This is a genomic window from Fulvimarina fulva, assembly GCF_039652615.1.
In the GTDB taxonomy this organism is placed as follows: Bacteria; Pseudomonadota; Alphaproteobacteria; order Rhizobiales; family Rhizobiaceae; genus Fulvimarina.
Window position 1 is genome coordinate 1 of the sequence record NZ_JBDJAC010000026.1, and the last position, 11,279, is coordinate 11,279.

The following is an 11,279-nucleotide window of genomic DNA, read 5'->3' on the forward strand; positions in this document are numbered from 1 at the left end:
AGGGGCTCGATGATCGCCCAGTCTTCGTCGGATATCCCAATGCGTTCGCCCAAAACTGCCTCCAAATGGCAGCCTTGAATCAACCAAACGGAAATACGTCAACCTTTGTCCACGTGGCCTAGTTCAGTTCGATCTTGCCGGCTTTGAGGGTGATCCGTTCCGAAGCGTTCATATCGATCGTCTTGGATTCGATCGTCACCTTGCCGGATGATTCCATGCGCAGTTTCGTGTCCCCGCAAACCAGTTCGAACGTCTTGCCTACAACCACGGTCTTGTTCTGACCGATCTCCTCGTAAGCGCCCATCAAAACGCTGTCGTGCCGAATGCCTTGAACCGAAAGCTGGTAACCACCTCCAACCGTGGTCGTCTTCGCGCCGCCGACGATCTCCGTCGAACTCACCATAACCGTCTCGGCCTTGTTCTTGCCGACACCGACAATGAGATTGCCTTCGCCCATGGTGAGATTGGAAAGAAAGCCGAGCTTGTCGGTGAAGGCCCCAAGCTTGTCGGTGAGAAGGTCTCCCATCGAGTTCTTGAGGATGCCCATGGCCGCCGTCACGCCTTTTTGAAGGATGTTGGGGCCGACCATGAGGGTCATGTTGCCGCCGATGACCTCGTGATGATTGTTGCCGACCTCGATCGTCTTGTTGTGACCGATGGACTCTGCCTGATTGTTGTCGACGCGTTTGGTCCGTGAATTCTCGATATGGATGCGGTTGTCCCGCTCGGCGTGCATGTAGATTTCTTCACGCCCCTTCTCGTCCTCGAAGGTGAATTCGTTGAAGCCGCTTCCTTTATGGGTGTCCGATCGGAACACGCTCTTGGTCTTGTTGGCGGGCAGCGTATAGGGCGCCATATTCGCACCGTTGTAGACGCAGCCCGTGACGATCGGCTTGTCGGGGTCGCCTTCGAGATGCTCGACGATCACCTCCATGCCGATGCGCGGGATCACCATGCCGCCCCAGCCCTTGGAGGCCCAGTTCTGGGAGACCCGGCAGCGCATGGAATATGCGCCCTTCAGGTCCCAGTGATAGCGCACGAGGATGCGGCCATATTCGTCGCAGTCGATCTCGCCATCGCCCACCACCACAGCCGTTTGGGGGCCTTTGATGAACGGGCGCGGCGTGCGCCGCTCGGGGCGGAAGGGCGCATCGGTGGGCAGAAGGACGAAGGCCCCGTCATAGCCGCGCTGTTCGTCGTCGGGGCTGCCGGAGCCATAGGCTTGTGAGCGGAAGCGGTGGGTCGCCTTCAGGCAGATGAAGCGCTCGCCGGTGACGCCCGGGATCGGATCGCCGGTGAGATCGACGAGCATGCCCGCGCCAAGCCCCGCGACCTCGCCCTTCGCCCGGTGGCGCGGGGCCTGCCCGCGCTCTTCTTCCAGCCGCTGCGCGACGACGCCCGTACCCTCTCCGCGATCCAGATAATCGCCCGGCCAGTCGAAGCTTTCCATGCGCGCCCGGTCCTCGATGGTCGGGCTCGGACGATCGACCTCCTGGGCGGCGTGCGGCGTCTTGAAGTTATACTCCGTCAGGCGAACCGCGCCGGTGGTGACCCGCGTGCCGCCATGCCATTCGCGAAAATGCTCCTCCTCGCCCGGATGCCAGCGATCGACCCCGCGATAGGGCCGGGCCCCGCCTTCGCCAGCGATGAGGTCGTGGGCCTCAGGCTACTCGAACGTGATCCATGGCACGCCTTGGACGAGCTTCCCGCCATGCTCGCAGGTGTCGCCGATCCGCGCGATCTTCTTGCCGTCGATATTGGCGATCGCAGAACCGGAGACGATCTTGGCGGTCGTCGGCACGCCGCTACAAAGCGTCTTGTCGGTCACGGTCGCGATCGGTATGCCGCTCACGGTCACATAGGTCTGACCGGTTTCTATAACCGGGCCGCCGACATGCGGCCGCGGCCCGGGGTCGACCATCTGACAGACATGGGCATGGCCTTTTAGGGTGACGGGCTTACCCATTGGTGATCTCTCTATTCTCTTTCGTTGCCCTTATTATGCAATTGGATGCTTCATTTATTGAATAATCAACGCGTGGTAGTAGAGTTTTTGTAAAGAAAATAACGATTACTTGTCTGGTGATGCAAAATCAATCGAAAATATTGTTGCTTGATTGTCTATTTACTATGAAACCTCAGCCAGCTTGGGGTTGAACTCAATTAACCGAACTTCCCCATTTTGTGACCGATCGTCGATACACAAGTCTAGCACAACGTCACTCATCGGCATTTCCGCGCTGGTCGCTCTGGCAAAACTCATAAGCGAAGCTCTGACACCAGGATAATCACGCGCAGCAGCCGGTCGTGACCAACGAGCGTGCGAGACACGGCCGCTCCTGACAGTGATGCGGGCCTCCGGCACCATGGTCATATCGCGCAATGGAAAGAAGTGCAGATATGTTGGGACTTCCGCCTCAACGAAAATCTGTAGCGAAGCCGCCATGCGATCGGTGATGCACGAGGCTAGAAGGGCGAGTCTGTCGAACGGCCTCAGCCCGGAAACGGCATAGGCCTCTGGCCGCTCTTTCCAACTAACTGGACCGATCTTCGGAAAGTAATGTCCTTCGGACGGCAGATCGATCAGTATCGCGGCCAGCCGATCGTCAACGCTCTGTGGGCGGCGTCCGAAGGAAGATGCATAATTTGCATTAGATGAAAGCAACCGATTGAGGTCGCTTGGTCCAAAGAGAACGCTGTGTATCGGCACCTCGAATGCCACCTGCGTCAATGCCTCGCTCCAATTCTCGAATGACGAAGCCATGATATCGTCGCATTGCAGTTTCGCCTGCCGAACCATACCGGTATATCGCTCGCTCGGCAGGTTCATTCAGCGGTGGCTTCCTCTCGGCGCCAGGTTCGAAGCTTGACCTGCATCTTTATTCCCCAGCGGATCGTGCGGTTATGGCTTTACGGGCACGTTATGTTTTGCAACGAGTTCCTTCTCTGTGCCTAGTCCACGAAGAAAATCGGTATAGCTGTTGGCAACCCAGCCGATATTGTCCCAGTCATAGTCAGGCGTGCCAAAGTTCTGGACCTTGATTTTATCGAGAAAAAGGACCTGCCCATGGGTCGCTGGGCGAACATCGAGCATGATCGTCGAGTGCCCCGTCCCGGCATTAAACGGCACGACACCCTCTGGCACTCTTCGCCGGACTTGTGGATGCGCTGGATGAGGGCGGCGAAGGGATCGCAGGGCTTGCAGGATGCTCGATCCCGGGGGTGTCAAAAGTGACGTCGCCTGAATTACAGAGCGATCGGAGAATTTGCAGAAGAAATAAGCCATTCCTAGCGAAGGTGAGGAATCAAAGCATGAATATTTCAATGAAAACTCTATAAAATCCTCTGGAAGCTTCGCTCCTATCTCGTTTTCAATGCTTTCTATCATATCAATGCCCGTAATTTCGTAGTAATCGTCGCCTAGATGACGATATTCATCCCACATTTTGTAAACGAACGGGTTGATTTCCTTCAGGTCCATATCTGCCTCAGAATAATTCTGTGTTTTGGATGGCGCGGAATCCGGTATGGGGAACAGCATCATGAACAGAACTGTCTACGAACGCCACGCGGCCATCCTCTAGATGATGCAGTGTTGTATTGCGAGGTTGCGGAACATGCTTTTCCTTAAATAACATCGTGGTATCATGTCCGACGTCACCAGTTGGATTAGATATTTCATAGGGACCGCCGCCTTTGAAATGATTTGAGAAGTCTGGATAGCCGTTCTTATAAGGGACTGACCGCGCGTTGCCGTTCACATCCGTGAAATGCCACGTTCCATCGCCTGTTTCTCGCGCATCAGGCGGGTCCCAGCGGCCACCATTTTTGGGCATGCGAGATTTGCGCAAGCTCTTGCATTCTTCGGTATTGCAATTCGCCCGTTTTCTCGCTTGAGCATTCCTTACAGCTTCGGCTGCGCGTTCTCTGGCACGCTGGACTCCCGCAGGTTCGATCTCACGCAGTGCGGCGACCATCCTCTCCGTCCCGCCTCGGAGCCAGCTGACCGCGCCATCGACAACCTTAACGGCAGGTTCGCCGTATTTGCGAATGATCTTGAAAGGCTTGGCGAGCGCATCACCGAGATAGGGAACCATTGAAACACCACCAAGCGCGGCATCGATCAATTCACCATTCCATAAAGAGAGGCCAGTGCTGGCAGCGTCGGAGATTGGAGTTGGGTCAAAGATACCTGCAACATCGAGCGCTAATTGCGGGTTTATTTCACCGGCCTGCCTCATAACCGAGGTTCGCAATTCATCCGCAAGCGATGAGTTGAATTTCTCAGCCATGGCGGGACACCACCGAATTCTGGAAAATAGAACCGCAAGACATTCTAGATATCTCTTTTGCCGAACCCGCCCGGATACCACTCATCCGTCGAATTGAATGTCGCCGCCTCATCCCAGGCCGAATTGAATGACTCGGTCACGATCAATTCCAGCTTTTCCATTGGTGCAAGATCGGACCGATCCAGAACCGCAGCAAGACTGCGCTGGCGATGCCAACCGGGAGCTACCCGAAACATCAGATCCACAAATGTCTGGATTGCCGTAACGTCCCAAAGGTTCTTCTTCATCGCGAGGTCGATCCCATAACTGATATGCATCGCGAGTTGCCGCTCGCCAATGACTGCCATCGCCGATGCGAAGTCTTCTTCCAAAACCCTGATCGTCGAGGCAATTAGCTTGGGACGGTTGAAAAGCACCGGAGCTTCCATCTGGGCTGTCGTAAACGTCATCCGTGGTCGTGCTGCGGCACCTTCCAGATTGAGTTTCATATTATTTGGCAGGCTCGTGGCGATGTCATGTATGATTGCGTCACGAACGGCTAGCGGCCGCTCTGCCATCGGGACGAGAAATTTTGTTGCAAGAGAGCCATCTTCTCTGAATTGCATGGCTCCAAATCCCACCTCGGGATCGTTGTGTACTTCCATTCCCATGAGTTTGATGCCGGAAAATATAGCAGCGCGCTGATCCACGGTCATGAATGGCAAAAATGTCCCCAAACCGTCAGGTCGGAAAAAGCGCCAGAAGCGCTCTCCTTTTTCGACTTCGACGATCTTCACCAATTTACGAAATTTCATATGGAATTCATCGAATGAAATATTAGAGAGGAACAGCACGAAGCAGTTCTCGCCAATATATTCATCGATGAGATATTCGGAGAAGGTCCGGTACGGGTCTTCTACAATCCAAGGGGCCATCAGACCGTACTCATCAGCAGCAACGCCATTGTATAGGCAGCGAGCGTCGTTGCTCAAGCCTTTGGCAACGGCTGGCAGCTGCGGATGGCGTCCCGGATCCAGGCCGACAATTAGATGCGGGCCATCACTTGTATGAGAGCCGTCGATCAGTGAGCGGGCAAAATCTTTGACTGGATCCATGATCACTTTTTTTGCTCCGGGCATTCTTCCGCAAAGTCTTTGCTCTCTGTGTGCCCCGGACCACCGCGCGTAAAATTAATTTTGTTGCCCTCTATATCGATGCGCAGTCCGTGTAGCTTAATTCCGCGCTTGTTAAGTTCGATATACCCACCTGGTGTCGTCAGAACTATCTTCTCTGTGGCTGCGATCGTCCATGTTTTTGAACGCCCGAGAAAGGTCTTCTTGGCGTAGAGGTCGAATAAGTCGCCGACCTCCATGCGAATGGTCTTTCCGACGGTGGTGCGCTGTTCCTTGCCCACGTTTGTTATTTCGGTCGCGCCGACATTGGTGACCTTGGAGAGACCCACCTGATCGACCTGGGCGATGCCAACGGAGGTCGACTGGAACTTCTCGACGACCGTGTTCATGATGCCGCTCATCGGGAAGAGACCGGAGGCAGCCTCGCCGACGCCGGTGCCGCTCGCGGCAAGATCGGTGCCCGCATCGGCCCGCGGGTTCGGGCCCGAGACGACGCCGCCCCGGCTGCCGAGCCCGCCGCCGGAGAAGAAGCCGAGCGCGGTGGAGGCGAGGGTGCCGACGAAGCCGGCCAGTGCCGCGCCGCCCCCGCCGGCGATCTGGCCGGCCTGGGAGAGAAGCCCCGCCGTGTTGCCCGTGAGCCCGGCGACCCCCGCGAGTGCGCCGATCGCCATCGGGCCTGTGCCGCCGACGACCGTCGTCGACGAGCCGCCGACCTCGGTCTTCTGGTTGCGCGATACCTCGACCGATCGGTTGCCGCCGACGGAATAGACGTCGTGCCGATCGACGCGGGCCGTGCGGTCGTTGAGGACGCGGCTCGTATGATCCTTCTCGGCGTGGAAGAACATGTTCTCCCGGCCCGTCTTGTCCTCGAAGGTCATCTCGTTGAAGCCGGTCTTCTGGTGGCTGTCGGACCGGAAGACCGAACGCGTCTTGTTCGCGGGGAGTTCGTAAGGCGCCATATTCGCACCGTTGTAGACGCAGCCGGTGACGATCGGCTTGTCGGGGTCGCCTTCGAGATGCTCGACGATCACCTCCATGCCGATGCGCGGGATCACCATGCCGCCCCAGCCCTTGGAGGCCCAGTTCTGGGAGACCCGGCAGCGCATGGAATAGGCGCCCTTCAGGTCCCAGTGATAGCGAACGAGGATGCGGCCATATTCGTCGCAATCGATCTCGCCATCGCCGACGACCACCGCCGTCTGGGGCCCCTGGATGATCGGGCGCTTGGTGCGCCGCTCGGGGCGGAAGGGCGCATCGGTGGGCAGAAGCACGAAGGCCCCGTCATAGCCGCGCTGTTCGTCGTCCGGGCTGCCCGAGCCATAGGCCTGGGAGCGGAAGCGGTGGGTCGCCTTCAGGCAGATGAAGCGCTCGCCGGTGACCCCCGGGATGGGATCGCCGGTGAGATCGACGAGCGTGCCCGCCCCAAGCCCCGCGACCTCGCCCTTGGCCCGGTGGCGCGGGGCCTGCCCGCGCTCTTCTTCCAGCCGCCGTGCGACGACGCCCGTACCCTCGCCGCGATCGAGATAATCGCCCGGCCAATCGAAGCTTTCCATGCGCGCCCGGTCCTCGATGGTCGGGCTCGGACGATCGACCTCCTGAGCGGCGTGGGGCGTCTTGAAGTTATACTCCGTCAGGCGAACCGCGCCGGTGGTGACGCGCGTGCCGCCATGCCACTCGCGAAAGTGCTCTTCCTCGCCCGGATGCCAGCGATCGACCCCGCGATAGGGCCGGGCCCCGCCTTCGCCAGCGATGAGGTCGTGGGCGTCCACATGATCGGTGAGGCGCAGGATGTGCGCGCCGTCCTCGTGCCGGTAGGACCAGGTGATGCCGAAACGCTCCATCAGCCTTCGGCAGAAATCGGCATCGCTCTCGCCGTATTGCACGGTGTATTCGAGGACCGGATAATCCTCCGTCAGCGCGACTTCGAGATGAGGCGAGCCCACATTGTCGGCATAGGGCTGGAGCACCTCCTCGACGATCTGGACGACCGTCTTGTCGTGGAAGATGCGCTGGTTGCGCCGAAGCGTTGCGAGATGCAGCCAAGGCCGCAGCACGAAGTCGTAGCGGTTGCCGTTTTCGGTGAGGCCCACATGGGCCGCCTCGCAGACGATGCCGTCGAACTGGCGGGTCTCGGCCTCCGTCTCGATGCCGATGGTGGCATGGGTGCCGATCAGGGCATTGAGGTCGATGCCGTCCTGATCGGACAGCGCCTCAACGCGCCACTCGAAATCGCCTGAGAGCTCTTCTTCGCCATCCATGCGCAAAAGCACGACGGTGTCCGGGCCGAGAACGGTCGTGAGCCGGCCCCGCCGTTCAGTTTGAGAGAGCGTGACGGACATGACCGATCCTTCACCAGCGCCATAAGAGGTGTTTTGTCTACCGCAGGATAGCAGTGTCCGCCAGTGCGATGCGCGCCGGCACTCGCGTAATCTTAACGCAGCGTGATCTGTGCAGGAAGGTGCCCGAGCGCGCTGTCCTCATCGATACCGTCCTGAGAAGAGATCACCGATCGCACGGCGCATGAGATAGGTGATCTTCCGGCGTGCGAGATGGTGGGGCCGATCGTGGATCATATGGCAACGCTGGCAAAGCGCGGCGAGGTTGGTGGCCTCGTTATTGGCAAGGTCGTGATCGAGATGGGCGCAGGCGAGATAAACCGTTGTAAAGGCGGGTGAAAAGTCCGTCGGCAGGTTGTCCGGTGCGGGCAGATTGGTGCGCAGCTTACGGCCGTTCCCGTCTCGCCAGGCCGCCAGTTCCGCATCATACCAGCGCCCATCGCCCAGATGGCAGACCGTTTCACCATGGGGCCGTCCGCACTGTTCGCAGCGCCCCTTGGCGCGGCGAAACCGGATCGAGCGCGAAAGCTCCGCCCAGTCGATCGGATAAAAGCCGCGAAGATCACGCTTGATCGGCATTGCCCGCCTCTCGTTGGGCTTCGCGCTTGCCGTCAGCCCCCGATGCCCCGACAGATCTTTCCGATGGCTCAGCCGGTTCGGTTACCTGAGGGCTGTTCGCCTCCTTGTGCTTGTTTCGTGCGCGGGTGATCGTGAGCCGGCTGACGCCGTAATCACGTGCGAGCCGCGAGATCGATGCGCCACCTTCGAGCTTCGCCACCACAGCCTGCCGCTGGGTCTCCGTCAGGCGAGGCGGTCGGCCGAGCGTCTTGCCTTGCGCCTTCGCCCGCTCGAGGCCCGCCTGGGTCCGCTCGATCAGGAGATCGCGCTCGAACTCGGCGACCGCGTTGATGACGCCCATGGTCATGCGGCCAGCCGCGCTCGTGAGGTCGACGCCGCCGAGCGCGAGACAATGGACCCGCACGCCGAGCTCTGCGAGCTCGTCAACTGTCTTCCTCACATCCATCGCGTTGCGGCCCAGCCGGTCCAGCTTGGTGACGACGAGAACGTCACCCTCTTCCAACCGGTCAACGAGCTTTGAAAAACCCGGCCGCTCGGAGGCGGCGACAGAGCCCGACACCGTTTCCTCGATCACCCGACGCGGTTGCACCTGAAACCCCGCCGTCCGGATCTCTCCCAGCTGGTTTTCCGTCGTCTGCTCGACGGTGGAGACACGGGCATAGGCAAAGACGCGGGACATGGGCCGATGGAAGAGGTGAGGGGACCGATAGAGACGAAAAGCGGGCTGAAAAAGGAAGCTCGTTTATCGCGCATGCTCGAAAGTGTAGCAAGCCGGATTATGGTGATACTCCGCCGAAACGCTGTCAGCTGAACAGGTATAGGTCGCTCAATAGCCGGCAGTTCGATCGACAAGATCGGGGAGCCGTCCTTCATGGAAATAGGCGCGGATATTTTTCGCTGCGATCGCACTTGCGCTCTTCCTGTTCGTCGGCGCTGCGACATGGGGCATGACGGTGACGGCTGGATGGGCCCAGAACCGGTGTCCTACTGGCAGGGGTTCCTGATCGAAGACATCGAGAATGGCGTGACTGATGTGTCTGCGATCGAGCGCCGCAAGAAGCGCGTTCGTCTCGATGATCGGGCCACGCCCGGCATTGACGAGTGAGGCACCGGGGCGAAAACCGGCGAGCGTCTTTTCGTCGAGGAGACCTGCCGTTGCATCGGTCAGCGGCAGGAGAACGACGACGATCTCGGCAGCCTGCACGACAAGCGTGAGCGAGCTTTCACCGCAATGCGTTTCGATTCCTTCGATCTCACGGGGCGATCGCGACCAGCCCAGCACCCGAAATCCGGAGGCCGACAGGCGCCGGGCGGCAAGCGTGCCGAGTTCCCCAAGCCCGAGAATGGCAACCGTCCGCTCTGAGGCAAGTGGCTGATCGAGCGGGCTCCAGATGCCGGCGCGCTGTTGCGCAAGGTATTCCGGCATGCGTCTGTGGAGAAAGAAGACATGGCTGAGAACGGCCTCGGCCATCGCTTCTGAAAGCACCGGATCGACCAGACGGACGATGCCGATTTCGGGTGGAAGCGCGGTCACCAGACGCTCCACGCCGGCCCAGAGGCTTTGTACCCATCGCAGGGCCGGGAACCGGGCGAGATCGGCCGGGTCCGGATTTGCGACGATCGCGACCTCCACGCTTTCCATGTCTGCAGGTGACAGCGAGCGAGGATCGACCACCCGGTGGCTGGGAAGGGCCGACTGCAGCTCAGCCCGCCACGCCTCGGCCTCGTCGCCTGCCATTGTCGTGACGAAGGGAACGAGGCTCATACGGCCCACACCGCTTCTTCGTTTGCAAAGCCTTTCAGCTCGATCGGATTGCCGGCGGGATCGCGAAAGAACATCGTCCACTGCTCGCCCGGCTCACCCTCGAACCTCACCGTCGGTTCGATGACGAAATCGAGCTCGGCCGCGGTCAGCCTGTCGGCGATCTCGCGCCACATCTCAAGCGGAAGCACCGCGCCGAGGTGAGGCATCGGGACCATGTGATCGCCCACCTTGCCTGTTTCAGCCGTCGCGAACGGCGTGCCGAGATGGAGCGAGATCTGATGCCCGAAAAAATCGAAATCGATCCATGTGTCAGTGCTGCGCCCTCGCTTGCACCCGAGGAGAACGCCGTAAAACCGGTCGGCGGCTTGGAGGTCATCCACGTGATAGGCGAGATGAAACAAGGGCTTGAACATGGCGGGGGCTTCTTCCTGACGTGTCGCGGGTGGCCGCGCCGGGTCTGATTGTCGACGAACCTTCGTCTGAAAAAATCGGTTCTGCCGGGCGCGACGATCAGAACCAGCACGAAACGGAGGGGGCAGGCAAGTCCGGTCCCGGCCGCACCGGGGTTTCTGAGGCTGCTATCGCCGAGAAAGAACGCGAAAGCCGGTTCAGCCGAGATCGCCGGAATAGGGGACGAATGAAAATACGTCCGCGCCCCACCGATGGAAGAGGCCAATTGCTCGATATCCTGACCGGCAGCCAATACCAACAAGCGAATTGGAGAACACCACCCCGCCCCGGACATATTCGGACGAACTTATTGGTTTTCGGGGGTTTGGCGTCTGTTTCGGGTCTCGTTGGACCGCTCAAAACAGGGATTTGGTGCCCAGGAGAGGACTCGAACCTCCACGCCTCGCGGCACACGGACCTGAACCGTGCGCGTCTACCAATTCCGCCACCTGGGCTTCGGCGCGGACCATTAGGCGTTGGCGAACCGGCTGTCAACGCGCGATTTCGGCTTGCGCCAAGATAGTTGCTTGACCGCGCTTTCCGGCGTCGGTTCGGTTCGGAAGATCGCTCCCGTGGCTCTGGCGAAGTTGTCTGCAAAAGAGGGTTTACCGATGCCATGATGGTTAGCGTCCGAGTACGTGGTGTAATTTCTCCGGCGCTGCCGGTGTGATCTTGGGTGGCCATCGAGGTGTATGATCGAGGTGGAGTTTGGCGACTTCAACCGAGAACCATACGGAGACCCCGA

General features: G+C 59.5%; 10 protein-coding genes, 1 tRNA gene and 1 pseudogene. All 12 read right to left on the reverse strand.

Annotated elements, in window-relative coordinates; genetic code table 11:
* Window positions 1–118: 118 nt before the first annotated feature.
* Entirely contained in the window at window positions 119–1,648 is a 1,530-nt protein-coding gene (locus ABDX79_RS19430) for a type VI secretion system Vgr family protein (RefSeq protein ID WP_346221962.1), read from the reverse strand.
* Between the two features lie 18 nt (window positions 1,649–1,666).
* A complete protein-coding gene (locus ABDX79_RS19435; protein ID WP_346221953.1) occupies window positions 1,667–1,966 on the reverse strand; it encodes a PAAR domain-containing protein in 300 nt (99 codons plus the stop codon).
* 162 nt (window positions 1,967–2,128) lie between these two features.
* Window positions 2,129–2,830: a hypothetical protein gene (locus ABDX79_RS19440; protein WP_346221954.1), complete on the reverse strand. Its 702-nt coding sequence runs from the start codon at window positions 2,828–2,830 to the stop codon at window positions 2,129–2,131.
* A gap of 72 nt (window positions 2,831–2,902) precedes the next feature.
* A complete protein-coding gene (locus tag ABDX79_RS19445) occupies window positions 2,903–3,481 on the reverse strand; it encodes an SMI1/KNR4 family protein (RefSeq protein ID WP_346221955.1) in 579 nt (192 codons plus the stop codon).
* A 7-nt stretch (window positions 3,482–3,488) separates the two neighbouring features.
* Window positions 3,489–4,292 (reverse strand): hypothetical protein, encoded by an 804-nt coding sequence (locus ABDX79_RS19450; protein WP_346221956.1) that lies wholly within the window; start codon window positions 4,290–4,292, stop codon window positions 3,489–3,491.
* Between the two features lie 44 nt (window positions 4,293–4,336).
* On the reverse strand, window positions 4,337–5,386 hold the full coding sequence (locus ABDX79_RS19455; RefSeq protein WP_346221957.1) for a DUF4123 domain-containing protein: 1,050 nt from the start codon (window positions 5,384–5,386) through the stop codon (window positions 4,337–4,339).
* Window positions 5,387–5,388: 2 nt separating this feature from the next.
* Window positions 5,389–7,743 carry a type VI secretion system Vgr family protein gene (locus ABDX79_RS19460; RefSeq protein ID WP_346221958.1) on the reverse strand — a complete coding sequence of 785 codons (2,355 nt, stop codon included), beginning with the start codon at window positions 7,741–7,743 and terminating at the stop codon, window positions 5,389–5,391.
* 138 nt (window positions 7,744–7,881) lie between these two features.
* Complete coding sequence (locus ABDX79_RS19465; protein ID WP_346221959.1) at window positions 7,882–8,319, reverse strand: hypothetical protein; 438 nt, start codon at window positions 8,317–8,319, stop codon at window positions 7,882–7,884.
* Between the two features lie 103 nt (window positions 8,320–8,422).
* Window positions 8,423–8,998, reverse strand: a pseudogene (locus ABDX79_RS19470) (recombinase family protein); the annotation flags it as partial.
* Window positions 8,999–9,145: 147 nt separating this feature from the next.
* The gene (locus ABDX79_RS19475; protein WP_346221960.1) at window positions 9,146–10,084 is read right to left on the reverse strand and encodes a 2-hydroxyacid dehydrogenase; all 939 of its coding nucleotides are present in this window, start codon (window positions 10,082–10,084) and stop codon (window positions 9,146–9,148) included.
* On the reverse strand, window positions 10,081–10,497 hold the full coding sequence (locus tag ABDX79_RS19480; protein WP_346221961.1) for a VOC family protein: 417 nt from the start codon (window positions 10,495–10,497) through the stop codon (window positions 10,081–10,083). The genes ABDX79_RS19475 and ABDX79_RS19480 overlap by 4 nt, the downstream gene beginning before the upstream one ends.
* Before the next feature lie 407 nt (window positions 10,498–10,904).
* A tRNA-Leu gene (locus ABDX79_RS19485) sits at window positions 10,905–10,989 on the reverse strand.
* Window positions 10,990–11,279: the final 290 nt, after the last annotated feature.